The sequence below is a fragment of the Mesorhizobium sp. M0139 genome (assembly GCF_040322455.1).
Taxonomy (GTDB): Bacteria; Pseudomonadota; Alphaproteobacteria; order Rhizobiales; family Rhizobiaceae; genus Mesorhizobium.
Genome location: NZ_JAMYTN010000013.1, coordinates 149,423 through 171,237 on the forward strand (window position 1 = coordinate 149,423; position 21,815 = coordinate 171,237).

The 21,815-nt window shown below is 59.9% G+C and carries 25 protein-coding genes and 1 pseudogene; 15 read left to right on the plus strand and 11 right to left on the minus strand.

Annotated features, from left to right (window positions below; all coding sequences use genetic code 11):
• Positions 1-264 precede the first annotated feature (264 nt).
• Positions 265-494: pseudogene (locus NKJ58_RS22830) on the minus strand (alcohol dehydrogenase); the annotation flags it as partial.
• A gap of 108 nt (positions 495-602) precedes the next feature.
• On the opposite strand from NKJ58_RS22830, the gene arcD reads away from it, so the two are divergent.
• The 6 genes from arcD to NKJ58_RS22860 all read left to right on the plus strand — a co-directional run bounded on the left by arcD (position 603) and on the right by NKJ58_RS22860 (position 6,492).
• A complete protein-coding gene (arcD, locus tag NKJ58_RS22835; protein ID WP_352534821.1) occupies positions 603-2,069 on the plus strand; it encodes an arginine-ornithine antiporter in 1,467 nt (488 codons plus the stop codon).
• Between the two features lie 13 nt (positions 2,070-2,082).
• Entirely contained in the window at positions 2,083-3,297 is a 1,215-nt protein-coding gene (locus NKJ58_RS22840; RefSeq protein WP_352812798.1) for an arginine deiminase, read from the plus strand.
• 16 nt (positions 3,298-3,313) lie between these two features.
• Positions 3,314-4,315: an ornithine carbamoyltransferase gene (gene argF / locus NKJ58_RS22845; RefSeq protein WP_023835091.1), complete on the plus strand. Its 1,002-nt coding sequence runs from the start codon at positions 3,314-3,316 to the stop codon at positions 4,313-4,315.
• Between the two features lies 1 nt (position 4,316).
• Positions 4,317-5,237: a carbamate kinase gene (gene arcC, locus NKJ58_RS22850; protein ID WP_023829817.1), complete on the plus strand. Its 921-nt coding sequence runs from the start codon at positions 4,317-4,319 to the stop codon at positions 5,235-5,237.
• 132 nt (positions 5,238-5,369) lie between these two features.
• Positions 5,370-6,260, plus strand: a complete 891-nt coding sequence (locus tag NKJ58_RS22855; protein WP_352519936.1) for a putative universal stress family protein — start codon at positions 5,370-5,372, stop codon at positions 6,258-6,260.
• A gap of 55 nt (positions 6,261-6,315) precedes the next feature.
• Positions 6,316-6,492 carry a hypothetical protein gene (locus NKJ58_RS22860; RefSeq protein ID WP_023829819.1) on the plus strand — a complete coding sequence of 59 codons (177 nt, stop codon included), beginning with the start codon at positions 6,316-6,318 and terminating at the stop codon, positions 6,490-6,492.
• Here the strand turns inward: NKJ58_RS22860 and NKJ58_RS31515 are convergent.
• Complete coding sequence (locus tag NKJ58_RS31515) at positions 6,452-6,847, minus strand: exopolysaccharide production repressor protein (RefSeq protein ID WP_502902330.1); 396 nt, start codon at positions 6,845-6,847, stop codon at positions 6,452-6,454. The two genes, NKJ58_RS22860 and NKJ58_RS31515, sit on opposite strands and share 41 nt — an antisense overlap.
• A gap of 212 nt (positions 6,848-7,059) precedes the next feature.
• Here NKJ58_RS31515 and NKJ58_RS22865 point away from each other — a divergent pair, with 212 nt between their 5' ends.
• Complete coding sequence (locus NKJ58_RS22865; RefSeq protein ID WP_023829820.1) at positions 7,060-7,707, plus strand: helix-turn-helix domain-containing protein; 648 nt, start codon at positions 7,060-7,062, stop codon at positions 7,705-7,707.
• Positions 7,708-7,774: 67 nt separating this feature from the next.
• Complete coding sequence (locus NKJ58_RS22870; protein WP_023829821.1) at positions 7,775-8,290, plus strand: GNAT family N-acetyltransferase; 516 nt, start codon at positions 7,775-7,777, stop codon at positions 8,288-8,290.
• Here the strand turns inward: NKJ58_RS22870 and NKJ58_RS22875 are convergent.
• From NKJ58_RS22875 to NKJ58_RS22900, 6 genes are all read right to left on the minus strand, one after another.
• Positions 8,279-8,557, minus strand: coding sequence for a hypothetical protein (locus NKJ58_RS22875; RefSeq protein ID WP_352853861.1), 279 nt, complete (start codon positions 8,555-8,557; stop codon positions 8,279-8,281). The genes NKJ58_RS22870 and NKJ58_RS22875 overlap by 12 nt on opposite strands.
• Entirely contained in the window at positions 8,554-8,985 is a 432-nt protein-coding gene (locus tag NKJ58_RS22880; RefSeq protein WP_352812796.1) for a DUF2493 domain-containing protein, read from the minus strand. Before NKJ58_RS22880 ends, NKJ58_RS22875 begins: the two co-directional genes overlap by 4 nt.
• A 329-nt stretch (positions 8,986-9,314) precedes the next feature.
• Positions 9,315-9,647, minus strand: coding sequence for a terminase small subunit (locus NKJ58_RS22885; protein ID WP_352853863.1), 333 nt, complete (start codon positions 9,645-9,647; stop codon positions 9,315-9,317).
• 133 nt (positions 9,648-9,780) lie between these two features.
• Entirely contained in the window at positions 9,781-10,986 is a 1,206-nt protein-coding gene (locus NKJ58_RS22890) for a helix-turn-helix domain-containing protein (protein WP_352519935.1), read from the minus strand.
• A gap of 556 nt (positions 10,987-11,542) precedes the next feature.
• Positions 11,543-12,733, minus strand: a complete 1,191-nt coding sequence (locus NKJ58_RS22895) for a tyrosine-type recombinase/integrase (protein ID WP_352519934.1) — start codon at positions 12,731-12,733, stop codon at positions 11,543-11,545.
• A gap of 314 nt (positions 12,734-13,047) precedes the next feature.
• Positions 13,048-13,209: a hypothetical protein gene (locus tag NKJ58_RS22900; protein WP_352519933.1), complete on the minus strand. Its 162-nt coding sequence runs from the start codon at positions 13,207-13,209 to the stop codon at positions 13,048-13,050.
• A gap of 186 nt (positions 13,210-13,395) precedes the next feature.
• Between NKJ58_RS22900 and NKJ58_RS22905 the strand changes: the two genes are divergently transcribed.
• A complete protein-coding gene (locus NKJ58_RS22905; protein ID WP_352519932.1) occupies positions 13,396-13,587 on the plus strand; it encodes a DUF3606 domain-containing protein in 192 nt (63 codons plus the stop codon).
• A gap of 348 nt (positions 13,588-13,935) precedes the next feature.
• Here the strand turns inward: NKJ58_RS22905 and NKJ58_RS22910 are convergent, their stop codons facing one another.
• On the minus strand, positions 13,936-14,673 hold the full coding sequence (locus tag NKJ58_RS22910; protein WP_352519931.1) for a hypothetical protein: 738 nt from the start codon (positions 14,671-14,673) through the stop codon (positions 13,936-13,938).
• A 431-nt stretch (positions 14,674-15,104) separates the two neighbouring features.
• On the opposite strand from NKJ58_RS22910, the gene NKJ58_RS22915 reads away from it, so the two are divergent.
• The 4 genes from NKJ58_RS22915 (at position 15,105) to NKJ58_RS22930 (ending at position 18,203) form a co-directional block, all read left to right on the plus strand.
• Positions 15,105-15,494, plus strand: a complete 390-nt coding sequence (locus NKJ58_RS22915) for a sugar 3,4-ketoisomerase (RefSeq protein ID WP_352519930.1) — start codon at positions 15,105-15,107, stop codon at positions 15,492-15,494.
• A gap of 43 nt (positions 15,495-15,537) precedes the next feature.
• The gene (locus NKJ58_RS22920) at positions 15,538-16,758 is read left to right on the plus strand and encodes an FAD-dependent oxidoreductase (RefSeq protein ID WP_352812791.1); all 1,221 of its coding nucleotides are present in this window, start codon (positions 15,538-15,540) and stop codon (positions 16,756-16,758) included.
• Positions 16,759-17,685, plus strand: coding sequence for a glycosyltransferase family 2 protein (locus NKJ58_RS22925; RefSeq protein ID WP_352519928.1), 927 nt, complete (start codon positions 16,759-16,761; stop codon positions 17,683-17,685).
• A 110-nt stretch (positions 17,686-17,795) separates the two neighbouring features.
• Positions 17,796-18,203: a DUF930 domain-containing protein gene (locus tag NKJ58_RS22930; RefSeq protein ID WP_352519927.1), complete on the plus strand. Its 408-nt coding sequence runs from the start codon at positions 17,796-17,798 to the stop codon at positions 18,201-18,203.
• A 56-nt stretch (positions 18,204-18,259) separates the two neighbouring features.
• Here NKJ58_RS22930 and NKJ58_RS22935 read toward each other — a convergent pair whose 3' ends face one another.
• On the minus strand, positions 18,260-18,490 hold the full coding sequence (locus NKJ58_RS22935) for a hypothetical protein (protein ID WP_352519947.1): 231 nt from the start codon (positions 18,488-18,490) through the stop codon (positions 18,260-18,262).
• Here NKJ58_RS22935 and NKJ58_RS22940 point away from each other — a divergent pair.
• Both NKJ58_RS22940 and rimO read left to right on the plus strand, forming a co-directional pair.
• Positions 18,465-19,124, plus strand: a complete 660-nt coding sequence (locus NKJ58_RS22940; protein WP_352519926.1) for a TerC family protein — start codon at positions 18,465-18,467, stop codon at positions 19,122-19,124. The genes NKJ58_RS22935 and NKJ58_RS22940 overlap by 26 nt on opposite strands.
• Before the next feature lie 121 nt (positions 19,125-19,245).
• Positions 19,246-20,559 (plus strand): 30S ribosomal protein S12 methylthiotransferase RimO, encoded by a 1,314-nt coding sequence (gene rimO, locus NKJ58_RS22945; protein WP_352853869.1) that lies wholly within the window; start codon positions 19,246-19,248, stop codon positions 20,557-20,559.
• Positions 20,560-20,697: 138 nt separating this feature from the next.
• Here rimO and NKJ58_RS22950 read toward each other — a convergent pair whose 3' ends face one another.
• On the minus strand, positions 20,698-21,765 hold the full coding sequence (locus tag NKJ58_RS22950) for a BMP family ABC transporter substrate-binding protein (protein ID WP_023668961.1): 1,068 nt from the start codon (positions 21,763-21,765) through the stop codon (positions 20,698-20,700).
• Between the last annotated feature and the right edge of the window lie 50 nt (positions 21,766-21,815).

Genomic DNA, 21,815 nt, shown 5'->3' on the forward strand with positions numbered 1-21,815 from the left:
TCGACCGTGAACTCCGTCCACATGCCCGCGCGTAGTGACCTGTCACGTTAGAGACAAGGAGGTATTTTCCAGCCTAGATCGACGGTCGGCGTGCCTGACTTGCCGGGCCGAGTTCTGATACATCGCCATGTCGCCAGCTTATCTTCATCCACCCGATTTTCGGACTAAACATATACGGAAGCGGCTTGCCGGGATCGGCAAGGTACATCACGATCTTTCATGGACGGTGGGAGAACCGGCCAGATAATCCTCGTAGATTGTCAATCACGGTACCAGGACAGCCGCGCCGCTCAATCTCCCTTGCCTCAGATCGTCCAACGCCCGATTTGCCTGTTCCAGCGGATAGGCTTTGGTATGAGTGCGAGCCCGCGCACTCTTCGCAACGGGAAAGAACTCTTCCGCGTCGTGGCGCGTCAGGTTTCTACCGATATTAGTTCCCGCTCTTCCCAGAGCAATTCGTAGGACATCGCTGGGATGTCACTCATGCGTGGACCCTCAACTTCACCTTTGGAAATCAAACTTTCATTTGACCCGCATCAAAGCTGCCGGCTCGTTCTTCCTATTCATTGCCTCCCATCAGAGCCTCAATCTGGGAGAGCATCATGACTACGGCTGATTTCAACATCCCTGTTCCGAAAGTCGCGACAGCGGCGCCAACGAAACTTCGACTGGGTTCCCTGACCGCATTGGTCATCGGTTCCATGGTCGGCTCCGGCGTGTTCAGCCTGCCGCAGAACATGGCAGCCGGTGCCGGTCCTCTCGCCATCCTGATTGGCTGGGCCATCACTGCGGTTGGCATGCTGGCGCTGGTCTTCGTCTATCAGTCGCTTGCCACCCGCAAGCCGGAGCTCGACGCCGGGCCCTACGCCTACGCCAAGGCCGGCTTCGGCCCCTTCATCGGCTTCAACAGCGCCTGGGGTTACTGGATCAGCGCCTGGGTCGGCAACGTTTCCTACGCTGTGATCGTGTTCAGCGCCCTGTCCTATTTCTTTCCCGCCTTCGGCGATGGAAACACCTGGCAGGCGGTGCTCGGCGCGTCGATCCTGCTGTGGCTGATCCACATGCTGGTTCTCGCCGGCATCCGGCAAGCGGCGATCATCAACCTCATTGTGACGGTGGCGAAGATCGCTCCGATCGTGCTGTTCGTCGGGGTTGTTGCCGTCGCCTTCAAACTTCAGGTCTGGTCTCTCGACTTCACCGGTCTCGGCAACGCCAGTCTCGGCTCGATCACCGCGCAGGTGAAAAGCACGATGCTGGTGACCCTGTGGGTCTTCATCGGCATCGAAGGAGCCAGCGTCTTTTCCGGTCGCGCCGAGCGCCGCAAGGACATCGCCACGGCGACCGTTCTCGGCTTCTTCACTTGTCTCGCGCTCTACGCCCTGGTGTCGCTGCTGTCGCTTGGCATCCTGAACCAACCCGAACTCGCTGCGTTGAAGAACCCATCGATGGCCGGTGTCCTGGAGGCGATTGTCGGCCCTTGGGGCGCCATCCTGATCAACATCGCGCTGGTCGTGTCCGTGATCGGCGCCTTCCTGAGCTGGACACTGCTCGCCGCCGAAATACCGCATGTCGCCGCCAAGGACGGGACGATGCCAAAATTCTTCGGCCGCGAAAGCGACCGCGGCGTGCCGTCGATCTCGCTTCTGATCACCAACCTGCTCGTGCAAGCCTTCCTGGTGATCACCCTTTTCGCGCAGAGCACGTACCAGGCGCTGTTCTACATCGCGTCGGCCGCAATCCTGGTTCCTTACATCTTTTCCGGCGCTTACGCGGCCAAGCTCGCGCTGATGGGAGAGAGCTACGCGAGTGGCGAGCAGCGCGTCGGTCCGCTATTTGCTGGGTTGCTGGCAACGGTCTACGGGCTGTGGCTCGTCTACGCTGCGGGCCCTGCATACCTGTTCATGTGTGCGATCCTCTATGCGCCCGGCATCATTTTCTACATTTGGGCTCGCCGGGAAACCAATCAACGCGTGTTCCATCCTGTTGAAGCAGCTCTCGCCGCAGCCCTGGTCGCAGTCGCCCTCCTCGCCGTCTACGAGATGTGGACCGGCGCTGTCAGCGCGCTGTGAAGGGGTCGGCACGATGACAAGCCTGGGTGTTCACTCCGAAGTTGGCCGTCTGCGTGAAGTGATGGTTCATCGTCCCGATCTCAGCCTGCGCAGGCTGACACCGGAAAATTGCAAGGCGCTGCTCTTCGACGACGTGTTGTGGGTCAAGCGGGCCCGCCAGGAACACGATGTCTTCGTCGATGCGTTGCGCGAACGCGGTGTGTTGGTGCATTCCTTCGGGGAACTCCTGGCTCAGACGATGAGCCTGACCAAAGCCCGCGACTGGCTTCTCGACCGCCGGGTTCATCCCGGCGTCGTCGGGCTTGACATGGTCGACGAGCTGCGCGGATGGCTCAACGAGATGCCGTCAGAGCAATTGTCATCTTACCTTGTCGGGGGCATTGCCCGCGCCGAGCTTTCTTTCGGACCCAAAGGCCTGACGGGAAGGACGCTCGCCCCCCAGGATTTCGTGCTGCCGCCGCTACCGAACCAGCTTTTCACCCGCGACAGTTCCTGCTGGATCTACGGGTCGGTGTCGGTCAATTCCATGTACTGGCCGGCCAGACGTCCGGAAGCTGCCAATGTCGAAGCCGTCTATCGTTTCCATCCCCACTTTCGCGACAGTGGCATTCCATTCGTGTCGCCAGACTTGGGAACCGGCACCAGCCTGGAAGGCGGCGACGTCATGCCGATCGGGGGTGGAACGGTTCTCGTCGGTATGGGGGAGCGCACCACCCCGCAAGCCGTCGGCGGCCTTGCGCGCAGCCTGTTCGCGGCGGGTGAAGCGACGCGTGTGATTGCCGCGCTAATGCCGCGGGACCGCAGCTTTATGCATCTCGATACCGTATTCACCTTCTGCGATCGCGACCTTGTCACATTGTATCCGCCGGTGGTTGACCGGCTGCGTACCTTCTCGCTGCGGCCGGGCGATGGAGCGGCGGCAGTCGAGGTCACCGATGAGACGAAACCGTTCACGACGGTGGTTGCCGAAGCCCTTGGCCTGAATTCGCTGCGGATCATCGCCACCGGCGGCGACAGCTACGAGACCGAGCGCGAGCAATGGGATGACGGCAACAATGTCGTGGCAATCGAGCCCGGCGTAGTCATCGGCTACGACCGCAACGTCTACACCAACACGCTTCTGCGCCGTGCCGGAATTGAAGTGATCACGGTCGAAGGCGCCGAGCTTAGTCGCGGCCGCGGCGGCGGTCACTGCATGACCTGCCCGATTGCCCGCGACCCGATTTGACCCGAAAGGAAATACGATGTCGATCAATCTTCACGGCCGCTCCGTCCTGACCCTCGATGACCTCACCGCCGAAGAAATCCGCTTTCTTCTCAAGCTGGCCGCAGACCTCAAGGCGGCCAAGCTGGCCGGACACGAGATCCCGCGTCTTGTCAGAAAGAACATCGCTCTGATCTTCGAGAAGGATTCGACACGCACACGGACGGGGTTCGAAGTGGCGGCCTATGACCAGGGCGCTCACGTAACCTACTTTGGCCCTACCGGCAGCCATATCGGCCACAAGGAATCCATGAAGGACACCGCTCGCGTCCTCGGCCGCATGTATGACGCGATCGAGTTTCGCGGCTTTGGCCAGCACCAGGCCGAAGTGCTGGCTACATATGCCGGCGTGCCGGTCTACAACGGCCTCACCGACGAGGCGCATCCGACGCAGATCCTCGCCGACCTCATGACCATGCGTGAATTCACGCACAAGCATCTTTCGGACATGACCGTCACCTTTGTTGGCGAGGGCCGGGACAATGTCGCACGGTCGCTGGCGTTGGGGGCAGCGAAGGTCGGCATCGACATGCGCATCGCCTCGCCAAAGGAACTCTGGCCGGATGAGGAATTCTGCGCTCATGTCCGCGACCTGGCGGAGCGCAGCGGTGGCCGCTTCCGACTCGACGAGGACGTGACGGGGTGCGTCCAGGAGGCTGATTTCATCTACACTGATGTCTGGATGTCGATGGGCGAGGACAAATCCGGCTGGACCGAACGTATCCGCCTTTTGACGCCCTACCGGGTTACGAGCGAAGTGATGGCCGCCGCCCGCAACCCCCACGTCAAATTCATGCATTGCCTGCCGGCATTTCACGACACCGAGACCGAGATCGGCGCCTTCGTAGCGAAGGAATACGGCATGGACTGCATGGAGGTCACCGACGAGGTGTTCGAGTCGGCCGCGTCGGTCGTCTTCGATCAGGCCGAAAATCGGATGCACACGATCAAGGCTCTGCTCGTGGCAACGATCGGCAACTGAGATGCTTATTGTCGTTGCACTCGGCGGAAACGCACTGCTGCGTCGTGGAGAACCGATGACGGCCGGCAACCAGCGCGCCAACATCGTACGCGCTGCGTCCGTGCTGGCCAAACTCGTCAGCGAAGGGCATTCGATTGTCGTCACGCACGGCAACGGTCCGCAGGTGGGACTTCTGGCCCTGCAGGCAGCTGCAACCTCGGATGGCCGCACATTTCCACTCGACGTGATTGGCGCCGAAAGCGCAGGGATGATCGGCTACGTCATTGAGCAGGAACTCGGCAACCTCCTCAAAGAGAGGCTGTTTGCGACCCTGCTGACACAGGTGAAGGTCGATCCACACGATCCCGCTTTCGCTCACCCGACGAAGCCTATCGGCCCGGTCTACGATGAGGCAACCGCAACCAGGCTTGCCAGCGAGCGCGACTGGCAGATAGCACCCGATGGCGACAAATGGCGCCGCGTCGTGCCGTCGCCCAGGCCGCTGGAGATCCTGGAAGCTGCAGTGATCTCGTTCCTGGTCGAGCGCGGCGTGATCGTCATCTGCACCGGTGGCGGTGGTGTTCCAGTGATAGCCCGCGACGACGGCAGTCTTTTCGGCGTGGAAGCAGTTATCGACAAGGATCTGGCAAGCTCACTGCTCGCCCGCCAATTGAAAGCCGACATGCTGCTCCTGTTGACCGATGTCGACGCCGTCTATGTCGATTACGGAACGGCGACTGCTCGGGCGCTCCGGCGCGTGGATCCGAAGGAGGTGTCGGGGTGGAATTTTCCCGCCGGCTCCATGGGACCGAAAGTCAGCGCTGCGGCGGAGTTCGCTGAAGCAATGGGCAAACCTGCCGCTATCGGCAAGCTCGATGACGCCGTCGAAATTGTCAGGGGCGAACGCGGTACCTGGTTCAAAGCCAGTTGGAGCGTGGATTGATGCGTTTCAAGGCCGCTTGAACGCCTAGTGCCATGAGCGGTGCCGGCATCAGGCTTCGCTTCGGACCATCCCGGCGGTGCGACGGGTCCATGACGATGTAGCCTGAGGGACTGGCAAGATGTGCAGGCTTTGATGCGCATCAAGGCGGAAGGTCGCACCTCGGGCGATCCTGCAATAAAGCTCATCGGAGGAACGACAATGACCTTCAACACCATCATGGTCCAACTCGATGTCGATTCCCCGGCAGTGCCGCGAACGACCTACGCGCTGGAGTTGGCGCGACGCTTCGAGGCTACGCTGATCGGTTTTGCGGCGGCTGATGCATATGTGTTTGTTCCTGGTGACGATGGCGACACGGCGGCGGCTGAAATTATGCGGCAGCGCCGGAACGGGATCGAGGATCGCCTGAAGATCCTGAAGGAAGAATTCCTGAGTGTCGTTGTCGGACACGATGCCTCCTGGCGCGAGGAGGTCGGCGATCCAACATGTATGCTGGCGATGCATGCGCGCGCAGCCGACCTCATCGTGACCGGGGCTCCCGCACGAGGAGTTCCGAGCGACCGTCACCGGATGGTCGATGTCGGAACGTTGGTACTGTCGGCCGGGCGGCCCGTGTTGCTTGCGGCTGACAAGGTTGCGCCGCCTAAGTCCGAAAATGTTCTGGTGGCTTGGAAGGATACCCGCGAGGCGAGGCGCGCGGTCACCGATGCGATGCCCTTTTTGACCGGTGCACAACATGTCCTTGTGGCGACGATCGAGGAACAGAACCTGAGAAACGCACGCGAAAGCGTCGGGGACGTCATCCGGTTCCTGATGAGACATGGCGTCGAGGCAAGATCGGAGGTTTTGGACGTCGGCCAAGCGGACGCTTGCGAAGCCGTGTCCGAAGTCGCCCGGGCGATGGGTGCAGATATTGTGGTCGCGGGCGGCTATGGCCACAGTCGTATCCGCGAATGGGCTTTTGGCGGCATGACCCGCTCCTTGCTGAAGCAAGGGGCGATTAACCGGCTGCTCTCGAACTGACCCACTGGGAGCAGGGATACGCAGAGTCGAGGCGAATGCGAGCGGGAGACCAATGATGGCAAAGAGAACGGACAAGGTCGAGGTTGGCATGGATCTGGCCGCGAGGTGCCGCGTTACCGAAACTTGGCAAGACGATCTGGGGGACCGGTGGGCCACGGTTCTGATCGAGGGCCACGACATCCCGGTCACACTCAAGGTAGTCCACTTTTACCCGTTCGATGACGGCAACTAGCGCGTGACCAGGGCATATGGCGGCGCGACTGTGGGACCTGATCTCTTGAAGCCGCGGCTGGATTTGGGAAGGCCGTTGGCGGATGAGTCACACGGTCTGGCGGCTCTAAGAGTGCATGCCGTCGCGGCGGAAATGGCTTAACGTGGCTTGGCGGTGCCGAATTTGCTGCAGCGTCTGCAGTCGTGCGTTTGTAAACAAGGCGTATGACAAAGGCGAAGTATGCGACCTGCAGAACTACAAAGTCGATAATCGCCCAGCCTACCGCGGTCCAGATTGACCCGGTTGCCGCGTAAGCCCACAGACACACAATACCCGAGGTCAAAAACATTCCGAGCAGGAATTGCGCAAGATACATCGCGGTCCACCCAGCCGTTCGACGAAGGATTTCGAAACGACTCTATTGCTGTCGCCCAAAGCGAACGAGGTCTTAAGCGACCGGCGCGCCTGGCCACTTGATGTGGATCAACAATCCGCGCGACTAGGTAGTTTCCCGTAGGGATATAACCGAATTTCGCGACCCGCGGATTCGCGCGATTGCTGTGTCACGGAACAACCGGGAAAACAGCCATGCACGCTTACACCGCTTCCAGAATTTCATTGCCGACGCATTCTGCTCAGCCGAGCCTGCCAGCGGTCTTTGGCTCGGAACCGCAACTGCCCGTCAACTTCTTTCCCGCCGGTTCGGAGATTTATGCTCAAGGTGAGAAGGCCGGCGCTCTCTACCAGGTCGAATTCGGCGCCGTGCGCATCTACCGCCTGCTCGCGGATGGCCGCCGGCAGATCAGCGCCTTCCACCTCGCCGGAGAGACTTTCGGCTTCGAAGCCGACACGAAGCATCATTTCTTCGCCGAGGCTATCAACGCCACCGGGGTACGCGCCTTCCGCATCGGCACTGGAGCGGACATGTCCCATCAGCTGTTGCCCCTGGCGCTCAAGGGCCTGACGAGGGCGCAGGAGCACCTCCTGGTGCTTGGCCGCCAGAACGCTATCGAACGCGTAGCCGCTTTCCTCGTGGATATGGCGGAGCGGCAGGGCGGCTTGCGGCAGGTTGAGTTGCCAATGTCGCGTATGGACATCGGCGACTATCTCGGCCTCACCATCGAGACCGTATCGCGGGTGTTCACCCGGCTGAAAGACAAGGGCGTCATCCGGCTGCTCAACCTGCGCAGCATTGAAATTGTCAAACACGACGCGCTCCATTGCATGAGCGAATGAAGCGCCTGCCTGCGCAAGAGACGACAATGACGCCGCAAACCGGCCTCAGTTCAAGGACCAGATGACGATGGACAACACACTGACCACCCATACCGGCTTTCGCTTTGAAGTGCGCCGCGCGCGCCCGGATGATGAGCCAACGCTGGTCGAGTTCTTCACCCATGTGACCGCAGACGACCTGCGCTTCCGCTTTCTCGGCGCTGTGAAGGAAGTCTCGCATGAACGGCTGGTCGCCATGACGCGTTCAGACGACGCCCATATCCATAATTTTCTAGCATTCTCAATTGACGGGATGCTCATCGCGGTTGCGACGTTGGCAAGCGATCGAGCCGATCGAAGCGGCGAGGTCGCGATCTGCATTCGCCAGGATCGCAAGCATCTGGGCGTTGGCTGGGAGCTCCTCGCCTATGTTGCGAAATATGCCGAACAACTCGGCCTCAAAGCGATCGAGTCGATCGAGAGTCGTGAAAATCGTGCTGCGATCGAGGTCGAGCGCGACATGGGTTTCACCGTCACGACCGATCCCGACGATGCGACGCTTGTCCTGGTTCGGCGGGAGCTGGGGGCGCGATCAGCCGCTTAGCTGCCCCTTCCGGGCCGTTGTGGGCGTGGCAGATCGAAAGACGAGCATCTCCGCGGCCACAGCGCTTTCTTCATCCGCTGGAATGACAAGGACATCGACGGGGGAATTTGCAGCGCTGACTACCTCCTCGCCTCTTCGGTTGCGCTCGTCGTCGAGACCTACTCCAAACCAGGCCGCGGCGGCGCTGATCCCACGCGTCCGCAGGCCCAACGCAAGGCGTTCGCCGATGCCCTGTCCCGGAAGCGGCTTTTCTACGCGTCCTATCATCTATCCGTCTGGCCCGCATGAGACGCGTCAACCTCCATGACCGAAACACCGGCACTTCTTGATTGAAGCACCATGTTGGCCGTGCCTCTTCCACCGGGAAACGCGACGACTAGATCGGGAGTGCCTTCGTCTAGCATTTGCTTGTTTCGGATCGGCCCGGCTGCGCGACGATGAGTTTCCCAATCGGCTGGGAAAGCCCGTACGGGGATTTGCCGGCTTTCGGCCAACGTACCCGACAGACGATCGGCACCGTCAGCATCGCCATGAATGACTATCGAAATAGCGCGCTCCTGATGTAGCCGATCGAGAGCTTGGAACAAGAATTTCCGGTCTTGGTCTGCTCTGATCAAATCGACATCGCTTGGTAAACTTGGCCCGTGATCGAGAGGCACTCCGAATTGGCGCCCTCCACACACAAGAACGATCATGCACACCTCCTTTCCTGGAACCACGAGGATCCAATTTCTGCCCCCTCACCGCCTGTGCGTAGCCTAGGAATGCAGAGATGCGAGTTCAGTCGATCATCCGAGCTCGCTTTCAATTGATCTTCGGTCGTATCGAATTGCCCATTATCTCCGCAAAGAATTGGTCAATGGCGTCACCCGTCGGGTGTTCGCCTTTGACACCAAAGGCATTCACCTTGGTGTGCTTTCCGATGAGCTCAAGGATCCGAGCTCGATCACCGAACTTGATCTTAGTAATGCGCCCTACCGGCACTTTCGTGCCACCTTCACCGCGCTCGTAACGCTCCTCTGACTCAATACCCCGGACAAGACCCTTGGCGCCAGACGGTAGGCCATTCATGAATTGGCTTGATTGTCCCATCCCGATTGAAGAGATCGCCAAGGTCGGCATTCACCTGGTCCCTCAGTTTCTCAAGGAGGTCGTCCGAGCTAAACTGGACTCGCTGGGAGCGTTGGCGTTTTAATTCTTCAATGAACGCGCTTACGCCAGCATGCTTGAGCAGATCACAGCCTTCGACATCGGCTCGCTTTGCGGAATAGCCGGCCCGGATAGCGGCCTGCGTCGCGTTCAGATCGACGAGGTACTCGTAGGCAAACTGCCGCTGCTTCTCGGTGAGTTTTTTCACAACCTAACTTTTCCCAACCGTTTTACCAAACTCGAGCTCCATCCGTGGATGGCACTCCCCAACATTCCAAGGGGATGCCAGCCCGTCGGCTGCTATCTCACTTCAAGCGAAAGATGTGCGTTTCCAGATCGCCTTATCCGCCAGCCCAACGAGCTGAATGTTCGTGTTTCCCTTTCACGGCTTCCTCGAAAGCCTTCAATCTGACAGGCCCGCCTGCTGGAAAATAGGCCACTGGCTGATCGCCTTGGGACGATAACCAAGGCCAGCCTCGCCTCTGGTGTTCAGCCTCCCAGGCAGCCCAGAGCGGCGTTCCGGGGCGAACTTGTTCTAGAGATGAACCAACGACTTCCAGCATTGGCATGTCTGCGGGAACGGGTGTTCCGTTGCCGTTGTCAGCCTGAACATCCATGCGGTTGACCATCGGCCATCCATGCCGCGCCTGGTATGCCAAACGCTCACGATGTCCGGCTGCACCGTCGTCAGCCATCAACTTCCCAAGGAAAGATCTTGGCTTGGGCAACTGCTGCGGCGGAAGGAGTAGCCAACAAAGCCTGATCGCGCACCAAATGCTCCCGAATGGCTGGGCCATTAGTACAGATGACCCCTTGGCCACTGATAATGCTGAAGTGCGAAGATGCTTCCATTTCCGATCTTTGAAATACGTTCCAAGCGCCAGCGCTTTGCGCCCACAATGGGCAAGATAGGCAGATGCTTTCGCCTCTGCTTCGGCTCTTTCCGTATCTGACAATTCCGCGAAGCACGCTACTGTCCAATCCAGGGGCGATTTCGCCCAATGCGGCCAATTCAAGCTTTCGGCGAGATGCGTAACCCGTGCTTTGAACCCCGCCGGATCGTCCGCCTGGGGCTCACATTCTCCCTTGTCGTCGCGGCTTTGCTCTCTCTTTTGATAATCCGTAATTGCTTTAGGATCAGTCTTTACTAGTGCCGCATTTTCCGTCGACGGATTTGCCGTCGACCGTTTTTCGGGCTGCGGTAAGAATGCAACACTTTCCGACGTCTCGTCGCCTCGCTTAGACCTAGGTTCATCGAAAATGACCAAGCTAAGGGGAGCAAATCGTCCGTCGGCACGAGGTTGCTCTCTAACCGCATAACCAAGCTCGACAAGCTCACTGACCATCCGCTGTGCCTTGCCACGGCCACATCCCCCTTTGTTGCGAATGTCACCTATGACAACCTTCCAGTTGTCGGGTTTTGAAAGGAGATACCCCAGTAGCCAGCGCGCCTCCATCGATAGGCGTTGGTCTTCAAAGACATGGTTCGGAACGGTTGTGTAATTCGTAGTGCGTGGCCCACGCCTGATGGTAGGTTCCGAACTCACGCAACCCTCGTACGGTTTGCCGAGTTCCAGTCAGAGGCTGCGTGGCTTTTGACGGGAACAGAACGGAAGCTGTCAACGGAGGTCTGGTCGAGCCCTGCCTGCCGAAGATTTGAGGCCGTGTAGGCCAAACCTGCTGCTGTCGAAGCGTTCCAACTTGGCATCTTCATTTGGCAATCTTGTCCGACGCGCGAGCCGAAGCCGCCGGGCAAGCGCCTGAACTGTTCTCAAAAGCTTCAAGTTCGGTCAGACGCCAACGCGTGCAGCCTGGTCCGATCTTGACAGGGTTAGGGAAATCTTTGCGATGTGAGGCCCATCGCCAAACGCTATTCACGGAGATGCGATAGCGCGCCGCAACGTCGTGAACTGAATAGAATACCTCTTTGGGCAATATCGACATGGATTGCAGGACCCTGCCGAGGTCTCGCCTCGACATTTGCCCGCACGTCATGCGCAGAAGTTGCTCCTCGATCTCAATCAACGCATGCGTTTGACCTACAAGAGGCACTTTAGGAGAAGCGATTCCATTGCGTCAGTCAACATGCCATATCGACCCACACTACGGCGCACAAAAATCCGCCCAGTCCTGCATAAGCTGCCGGCGTTTTTCAAACAGATCACCGCGCCGATAGGCTGCCTCAACCTTGTTGCGAATGCTGTGTGCCAGTGCCATCTCAGCTACATCACTTTGATATGCAGTGCGTTCGGCCACCCAGTCGCGAAACGTAGACCGGAACCCGTGCGGGACAGCTGCAACAGCCATCCGCCTCATCACTGCCGACAGCGTCATGTCCGAAAGTGCCCCCCCGCGCGGCGCCGTGAAAACGAGCTCCGAATGCAAGAACCTTGGAATGCCATTGAGAACAAGCATAGCTTGCCGCGAAAGGGGCACACTGTGTTCCCTCCCCGCCTTCATTCGATCGGCCGGGACTGTCCAGACAGATTTCTGCAGATCAAATTCGCTCCACTTCGCTTCGCGCACCTCGCCCGACCGGCCAGCTGTCAAAATAGCAAATTCGAGTGCTTTGGACCCCATCCCCTCGATCCGCTTCAAAGCAACAAGAAACGCTGCAACTCGATCAAATGGCAGGGCTGAAGGGTGCGATACCGACCTCAGCATTTTCGGCTTTGGAAGTACTGAATCAAGGTTCCCTTTCCACCTTGCAGGATTCTCTCCGGATCGAAAACCCGACACTGTGGCCCAGGATAAAACGTTCTCAATTCGACCCCGAAGCCTGGTGGCCGTCTCAGTCTTCTCAGCCCAGATGGGTTCGAGAACTTGAACAATGTGCGCAAGTGAGATCAACCCCACCGGTACAGTACCCAATGCCGGAGACGCGTAAGTCAGAATCGTCGTCAGGACCTGTGCGGCGTGCTTTTCGTTCCTGTATTCACGGCGCTTCGACTTATGCCATCGCCGCGCCGCTTCATCGAAGGTAATTTCACTTGCGGCTGCGGACATCAGGGCACGCTTGGCTGCCCGCCTTTGTTCGGCGGGGTCCCCCCCGCGATCAACCGCTGCACGCATCTCCCGCGCTTTTTCGCGAGCCTGGGCGAGTGTGACATCCGGATATCCACCAAGACCAATCTCTCGCCGGCGTTGCCCTATGGAGATTCGAAGCAACCAAGAGCGTGCACCGGTATCCTTGACCTGTAATCCCAGACCCGCCACGCCGCCAACGGCATGTAGCCCCGGTTTCGAAAGGCGCTTGACCTCCAACGGCCCAAGCTCTCTAGCTTTGCGCGGCAATCCTACCTCCACGACCCATCATTAGACCCACCAAAAAATATGCAACACGGTGAGGGCGCATGCAATGGCATAAAACGCTGCATAAGCCTATGGGACTGAATTTAAATGATATTCTATATTGATTGAACCGATATGCCACTGGGGCAAGGCGGAAACTCCCTCCGCCAGATATTTGGCTACCGTGCTGAATTGCCTCTGTATTTTCAGAGAGGGCCAAATCTTTCCTAAGTTATTCCTAACTTCCTAAAACGAAGAAGCCTGCCACCGCGAGGCAGCGGGCCAGCGTGAGCGCAAACGTTGCGCCAGCCTCAGGATCAACGTTCGTCCTGGCGATAGAGCCGTTTGGTCGCGCGGTCGCTTTCCATGCGTTCTGCAGGACCACGGTGGCGTCGGGTCATAAGAACGTATCCCATCAATAGGGCCAGCAACAGTGGCCCACCAGCAACGACGATCAACCACATCACACTTTCAAACATGAGGCATCTCCTTCACGTCACAACCGTCAAGGAGAAGAACCGTTCCGTTCAAAGTTACAGCAACACCAGCACCTCCTGCGACTGAGGGTCGTTTTCCCATGTGACCGTTTCGGAAATCCGGGCTCCGCTGCAACAAAAGGCTGCGGCTGCACGTTGCGGTTGATCATTCAACCAGGAGCAAAGCAAATGGCCGACGACAAAACGAAGACGGACTTCCGCGATCGGGACCGCGTCTCTGCCGATGAGGATTATGAAGTCGAGTATTTCGCCACCAAGGCCGGCATCACCCCGCAGCAGGTCAAGGAATTGATCGCGAAGTACGGCAACCGACGCGAGACGCTGGAGCGGGAAGCGAAGGCTCTGGGGAGCGGTAGGTAGGCCGGCATGCCAGAGTACCAGGTGGAAGAGTGGCATGGAGAGGAGTGTGTCTCATCTCAGGCCACGAACGCCGATGATCCGTTATCTGCGGTAGAGAAGGTCACGGGCCAAAGGGTGTCGCCTAGAGCGCTTCAGGAGCATTGGTTTCGTGTGGTCGATGAAGATGCGCGAAGCACGCATGAATTCAGCGTTGAGGACGGCGGCGCGGCTGCAGATTTCGCAAAATAGCCATCACCAGAATCTCGGACCTGCATTAGGACCAACGCTGCAGATAGGCGAGAAAGGTACAGCCGCCGGGCAAACCCGACGGCTTTATCGTCGACTGGATCGCTGCCGCCGCATGAGGCCTTAAGGCGTGGCCGGAGCCAACTTGGCGGCCACTTGGTCGATCTTGTCGGCAAGTACGCCATTGGCCCAATCTGTGACCTCAGGGTCAACGGGCTTGTTGGCCATTTGGGCAAGAGCTGCATCGAGCGATGGGACGTTGGCAGCGGCGTCAGCGGCGGCGGCCTTAGCATCGGCGGCGGCCTGGGTGGCGTCATCGAATGCTGTCTGTGCTGCATCGAGGTCGGCCTGCGTCGGGACATCTTCGGGCAGGGTATTCGGGTCAGCCGCTTTCGCATTCAGCGCGTCGAGCGCCGCTTTGGCGTCGGTAACCGCCTGATTAGCGGCGTCGAGCGCCGATTGAGCGTTCTTGGCTATTGCCGACTGTGTCACAAAAGCCTGCACGCCAGCGAAGTTCTTGCTCTTGGAGTGCATAAAGGCGTTGGCGTTGCGCTGCAGCGAGTTCAACCGGCCGAGCTTGGCATGGATATTCTTTTCCTTGGACACAGAAGGGGTAGCGGCCTTGGCGACCTGGCCCTTAGGGGCCTGGCCCTTGGCGGATGCCGACTTGCCGACCGAACCGCCGCCTCCGCCATTGCCGCCAGCATTACCGTTTCCTCCGCTATTGCCATTGCCATTGCCATTGCCGTTACCATTGCCATGGCCGTTACCATGGCCGTTGCCACCAGCAGCAGCCAGGGCCGGCGACACCAGAAGCGAGAACACCGCAAATGCAGCAAAAAGGGTCTTTCGGGATGTCATAACTACCTCCGAGATTGCCACCGCCACTAACCGCTATAGCGGGCAACATGAGGAATCGCTAACACAAAGGGTAAACTTAGATATAGATGTGCTTTCATTGCGAGAACGAAGCGGCCGGCCGGCGAAACGCCAACCAGCATAACTCTTTGAAATTGCTGAAGTAGATCACCCTCCTTGGAACCGGCCGGCCTTCCGAACTCAAAGGTCCTAGACCGCTCAGACCAAGGTCTTAAGCCGTGGTTTCGGCCGCGACTCAGAAGTCGTGACGGCGCGGCGACCTTCGGTAGTCGGCACCTATCGGCCTGAGGCCGAGCTCGACACCGATCCGCTGCAGTGTTCCCAAACACCGCCTAAGTGGTTGTATTCCCTGTCTTTTGATATAAGCGCTAGTCTGAGGTAAAATTTCGACCGGCATCTGGCGGGCTTACGTTATGCAGCATCGAACGTTCTTTGGCGGCAAGGTCACCGAGATCCCCACTTCGTTACATTGCGATCCCAGGGGAATGCTGACCGCTATCGAGTTCAGCGGTTACAATTTCCAAGCCGTGCGGGCGTTCGTCGTCACCGCGCCGCGCGGCACGTCGCGGGGCGGACATGCACACGGGTCGGGCCGACAATTGATGATGCAGCTGTCGGGCGAGATCGGCATCGAATTTCGCTACCAGGAACAGGTCGAACGGCTGACGCTCACCGCATCGAACCGCGCGGTGCTGGTCGACGCCCCGGTGTGGGCGCTGCAGACCTATGAAGGCGAGAACCCGTCTTTGCTGGTTTTCTGCGATACCGAATACGACCCTAAAGACTACGTCTCGTATCCCTGATGACAATCGTCGGGAAAGGAGAGGCCGCGATGCGCGCCAGGACATGACAGCGCCTCGCGGCAGAATGGCTATTCTCGGCGCCGGCATCATGGGCGCGAGCCTCGCTCTCATGATGGCGCGCAGAGGCTACGCGGTGTCCCTCTTCGACAAGGAGAGCGAGCCGATGGCCTGCGCCAGCCGTTGGAACGAGGGGAAGATTCATCTCGGCTATCTCTACGGGAACGATGCCTCGCTGCTGACCGCCCGGCATCTGCTTTCGGGAGGACTGTGTTTCGGCAGGCTTGTTTCCGAGCTGATCGGAAGCAATCTGGAAGCGCACACGACCTTTTCGGAAGACCTTTATCTGGTCCATCGCAACTCGATCGTCGCTGCCGAGGCGCTGGGGGCGATCTTTGAACGTGTGGATGTATTGGTGCGCAGCCACGCTGACGCCACCAGCTACCTTGCCGACGTATCGGCGGCGCGGTCGAAACGGCTTTCCAAAACTGAATTGGCCGATGTCACCAACTCGGACCAGATCGTCGGCGGCTTCCAGGTGCCGGAGCGATCCATCAACACGCGATGGGTTGCCGACCGGCTTTGCGCCGTGCTTCGGAGTGAACCCAACACCAGCTTGCGAATGGCGGCCAAAGTCCTGTCGGCACAGCCGGTGGACGGAATTGACGGGAAATGGCGCGTGGCGGTCGCAGGCGAGAAAAGCGAGGCGTTCGACATCGTCGTCAATTGCCTATGGGAGGGGCGGCTGGCTGTCGACCGCACGGCCGGCATCGAACCGGTTCCCGGATGGTCGCACCGCTACCGGCTTTGCCTGTTCGGCCGCACCAGCCAGCCTGTCGATGTGCCGTGCGCGGTCGTCGCCCTTGGCCCGTTCGGCGACATAAAAAACTATGACGGGCGCAACTTCTATCTCTCCTGGTACCCGAGCGGGTTGCTTGCGGAGAGTGGCGAATTGTCGATCGAAACGCCGCAAGCGCTCGATGCCGACGCACGACAGCGGTTCATCGGCAACGTTCGCGCCACGCTCGCCCGGTTGTTGCCCAGTGTTTCCAGCATGTTCGACGATGCCGAGGAGCTTGAGGTACGCGGCGGCTTCGTGTTTGCGCAAGGGCGTGGTTCGCTCGGCGACCCGAAAGCCACGATCCATCGCCGCGACCAATTCGGGGTCAACCGCCTGGGCAACTACATCTCGGTCGACACAGGTAAATATTCGACGGCGCCGTGGCTTGCCGACAGGCTGGCGCGGCAAATCTGCGGGATCGAGTGAATGGGTGAGACAGAACAGGGCGGCGCGAAGCAGGTAGCGCGGAAACAAGTCCAGCTTCGATCCGGCTGGCGGCCGAAGGTCACGGCGCTGGTGCCATGCTACAATTCGGCGGCATTCATTTCGCGTACGCTGGACAGCCTCGCCGCGCAGACCTGGGACAATATCGAGATCCTGGTCGGCGAGGACAATTCGACCGACGCGACATTCGAGATCGTTTCAGCCTTCGCCGGCGGCCGCGACGATGTCCGTATCCTGCGCCGGGACAAAAACCTGGGATGGCTGAAGAACTCCAACGATCTGATGGCCAATGCCAGCGGCGAATTGATGTTCTTTGCCTTCCATGACGACGTCATCGATCCAACCTATATCGAGGCGCTGGTGCGGGCGCTCGATGCCAATCCCGAGGCCGTACTGTCGTTCAGCGATGTCGAAGTGATCGAAGTCAGCGGCGAAAGTGCCACGTGGAAGTTCGACCTGCTGGAGGGCTTGCAGGACGGTTTTGCGCGTGGCCGGGCGATGGCGCGCCAGCCGCATGGATGGTGGGTTCCCAATCGTGGGATATTCAGGGCCTGGGCGTTCCACCGTAGCGGCGGGATCAAGCCCAACAGCCAAGGCGAATTCAGCGCCGACTGGACCTGGCTTCTGCATCTGTCGCTGCTCGGCGGCTTTGTCCGCGTGCCGCAAGTGCTCTGCCACAAATACTACCGGGCGGGCAGCATCAGCCGGCGCTGGGACCGCAACAGCACCCAACGAAGGGCCTTGCGGGCGGCGGGGATAAGGGAGGTCTGGCACAGCGAGGCCGGCCTTGCACAAAGAGCCTTCCTCGCTTTCTATATCGCCTTGCGGCCGTGGCGGTGGGTGCCGCGATCGCGAGAAGCGCAAAGACGGCGAAACAGGCAATCGGTGCATGGCAGCCCGGACAAATAAGAATGGCGCCGGGGGCGCGCCAAAACGGCTGCGCCTGCCCGGCCAACGGCGATTTCCGGGCACATCCGGCTGCCCCAAAATGGCACTCCGGTTGATTTTTCACGTGAGATATGGTCGTTCTCCCGCCCATGAAAAAACTATTCCTTGCGGCGCTGGCTTGGGTGACGCTGGCTTTACCCGCCCACGCGATGGACGCCGCCCTGCGCGCCGGCCTGCTGAAACTCGACCCGGAGACCCGGCTGGAGCAGAGATGCGACGCCGAAGTGCTCGACCGCATCAGCCATGACGACCACAAGTACAAGGCAGACCGCGTCGTCGCCTACGCCTTCGCTACGCCGGAAATGAAGGCCGATGCAATCCGCAGCCCGGGCGCTGCCTTCCGCAGCAAGGGGCAGTGGTACCGGCTGAAGTTCAAATGCGAGACGGCGCCGGACCATATGGAGGTCCTGCAGTTCCGTTACCGCATTGGCGACGAGATTCCGGAAGCCGACTGGGCGAAGTACAATCTCTACGACTGAATTCTCTGCGACCAGAATTCTCTCTGGCAGAACGACCTTCCCTATTCCCGTGGCTTTCAGCGTCGGCGGTTAGAGCGGCTCAGCTTTTTATAGAGCAGCTGACTCACTCTAACTCTTTGTTTTTGCTTGATTCGGGGCGGGAAACCGCTAGGGACTTTTCCTGGAATCGCGCCGGCATTCTCTTGACGCGCGGGAACCATACACGTTAGGGCGTCGGCATATCCGACGGCGAACACGCCGATACAGCAAGGGCTCCGGTCGATGGACATTTTCAGCGCTGCAAGCATGACGGCCCTCCTCCAGGTCATCGCCATCGATCTGGTGCTTGCCGGCGACAATGCCATCGTCATCGGCCTTGCCGCCGCCGGCCTGCCGGTCGAGCAGCGCAAGAAAGCCATCCTGATCGGCGTGTTGGCGGCGACTGTGCTGCGCATCCTGTTTGCCGCCGTCACCGTCAAGCTTCTTGCCGTTGTCGGCCTGCTGCTGGCCGGCGGCATCCTTTTGTTGTGGGTGTGCTGGAAGATGTGGCGCGAGCTGCGGACGTCGCATGCCGACGAGTTCGAGGCGACCGAGGCGCTGTCCGATTCCGACCTCAACAGCGACAGAACGGTGGGTGGCAAGGCGCCGCGCAAGACGCTCGGCCAGGCGGCCCTGCAGATCGTCGTCGCCGATGTTTCGATGTCGCTGGACAATGTGCTGGCGGTCGCCGGTGCGGCGCGCGATCATTTTCCGGTGCTTGTCATAGGCCTGGTGCTGTCGATCGCCTTGATGGGCTTGGCCGCGAGCTTCATTGCCAAGCTGCTGCACCGCCACCGCTGGATCGCTTATGTCGGCTTGCTGATCATTCTCTATGTCGCGATCGATATGGTCTATCGGGGCGTTGTCGAGGTCTGGCCGCATGTCAGTCCTGTGGTGAGCTGACGCTGCCGGTCCACAGCTTCTGTAGCAGCATGGTCGCGTTCGCCGCAGCCGCTGCCCATACCAATGCCGCAATAAGTGTGGTACTGGCCGCCGATCCCGAAAAAACCCGGAATGTTTTCTCATGTCTGCGCCTCGCGTCAGTTTCGTCAGCCTTGGATGCCCGAAGGCGCTTGTGGATTCCGAGCGCATCATCACGCGCCTGCGCGCCGAAGGCTATGAGATCGCGCGCAAGCATGACGGCGCCGACCTTGTCGTCGTCAACACCTGCGGCTTTCTCGATTCGGCCCGCGACGAATCGCTCAACGCCATTGGTTCGGCGCTTTCGGAAAACGGCCGGGTGATCGTCACCGGCTGCCTCGGCGCCGAGCCGGACGTCATACGAGAGAAGCACCCCAACGTCCTCGCCATCACCGGCCCGCAGGCCTATGAGAGCGTGATGGCCGCGGTGCATGAGGCGGCGCCGCCCAGCCACGATCCGTATATCGACCTTCTGCCGCCGCAAGGCGTCAAGCTGACGCCGCGCCACTACGCCTATCTCAAGATTTCCGAAGGCTGCAACAACCGCTGCACCTTCTGCATCATTCCGGCACTGCGCGGCGACCTCGTCTCGCGCCCGGCGGCCGATGTGCTGCGCGAAGCCGAGAAGCTGGCCAAGGCCGGCGTCAAGGAATTGCTGGTCATCTCGCAGGACACCAGCGCCTACGGCATCGACATCAAGTACCAGACGTCGATGTTCGGCGACCGCGAAGTGCGGGCGAAATTCCTCGACCTGTCGGAGGAGCTGGGCAAGCTCGGCATCTGGGTACGCATGCACTATGTCTACCCCTACCCGCATGTCGCCGATGTCATCCCGCTGATGGCGGATGGAAAAATCCTTCCCTATCTGGACATCCCCTTCCAGCACGCTTCGCCGCAGGTGCTGAAGAACATGCGCCGTCCCGCCCATGGCGAAAAGACGCTGGAGCGCATTCGCGGCTGGCGCGAGGTGTGCCCGGATCTGGCGATACGCTCGACCTTCATCGTCGGTTTCCCCGGCGAGACCGACGAGGATTTCGAGATGCTGCTCGACTGGCTGGACGAGGCCAGGATCGATCGCGCCGGCTGCTTTAAATACGAGCCGGTCCGCGGCGCCCGCTCCAACGATCTCGGCCTCGAACAGGTGCCGCAGGAGATCAAGGAAGCGCGCTGGCATCGCTTCATGCAGCGCCAGCAGAAGATCTCGGCGACGCAGCTGGCTAAGAAGGTCGGCAAGCGCCTGCCGGTGCTGATCGACGAGGCGCATGGCACGTCTGCCAAGGGCCGGACAAAATACGACGCGCCCGAGATCGACGGTTCGGTGCATATCCAGTCGCGCCGTCCGCTGCGCCAAGGCGACATCGTCACGGTCAAGATCCACCGCGCCGACGCCTACGACCTTTACGGCTCGGCGGTTTAGAAAATTACCAAAAAGGGCGCCTCCCGGCGCCTTCGGATTTTTGGCACAGCCCTCGGCGCGGTTTCGCGGTCGAAGCGTGCAGTCCGCGAAATGAAAAGGGGCGCCGCGCGGCGCCCCTTCTCTTTTGCGTTCCGATACTTACTGCGGCAACTTGTCGTCGACGCCCTTCACATAGAAGTTCATGCCGAGCAGCGTGCCGTCGTCGGCGACTTCGCCGTCCTTGAGCCACGGCGTGCCGTCCTGCTTGGCGACCGGTCCGGTGAAGGGGTTCCAGCCATCTGCGATTTTCTTGGCGGTTGCCTCGGCCATCGCCTTCACATCGTCCGGCATGTTGGTGAAGGGCGCCAGCTTGACGGCGCCGTCCTTGATGCCGAGCCAGACATTGTCCGGCTTCCAGGTGCCGTCGAGCGCTGCCTGAACGCGGCTGATGTAGTACGGCCCCCATTCGTCCGTCAGCGAGGTTAGCTGCGCGTTCGGCGCGAACTTGATCATGTCGGAGGACTGGCCGAAGCCGTGCAGCTTGCGCTCTTCCGCCACCTGCAAGGCAGCGGTGGAATCGGTGTGCTGAACGATGATGTCGGCGCCCTGATCGAACAGTGCCTTGGCCGCGTCAGCTTCCTTGCCCGGATCGAACCAGGAGTTCACCCAGACGATCTTGGCCTTGAAGTTCGGGTTGACCGACTGCGCGCCGAGCATGAAGGAGTTGATACCCATCACCACTTCGGGGATCGGGAAGGAAACGATATAGCCGGCGACCCCTGCCTTCGATTCCTTGGCGGCGATCTGGCCGAGCACGTAGCGGCCTTCATAGAAGCGCGCATTGTAGATGCCGAGATTGTCAGCGGTCTTGTAGCCGGTGGCGTGCTCGAACATCACTTTGGGGAACTTCTTGGCGACCTTCACTTCCGGGTCCATGAAGCCGAAAGAGGTGCCGAAGATGATCTTGCAGCCTTCGCGCGCCAGACGCTCGAAAGCGCGATCGGCATCGGGACCTTCCGAGACGTTCTCGAGATAGGCGGTTTCGACCTTGTCGCCGAGCGCCTTCTCCACCTCGAGGCGGCCTTGGTCGTGCTGGTAGGAATAGCCGAAATCGCCGATCGGGCCGGTGTAGACCCAGCATGCCTTCAACTTGTCGGCGGCCTGCGCCGACGCCGCCAGTGACATGGCGGCGGTCGTGGTCATCAACGCGATAAACAGTTTTTTCATTGTGTTACCTCTCTGAGTTTAGCCTTGGAGCTTCCCGTTTGTTTTTGTTG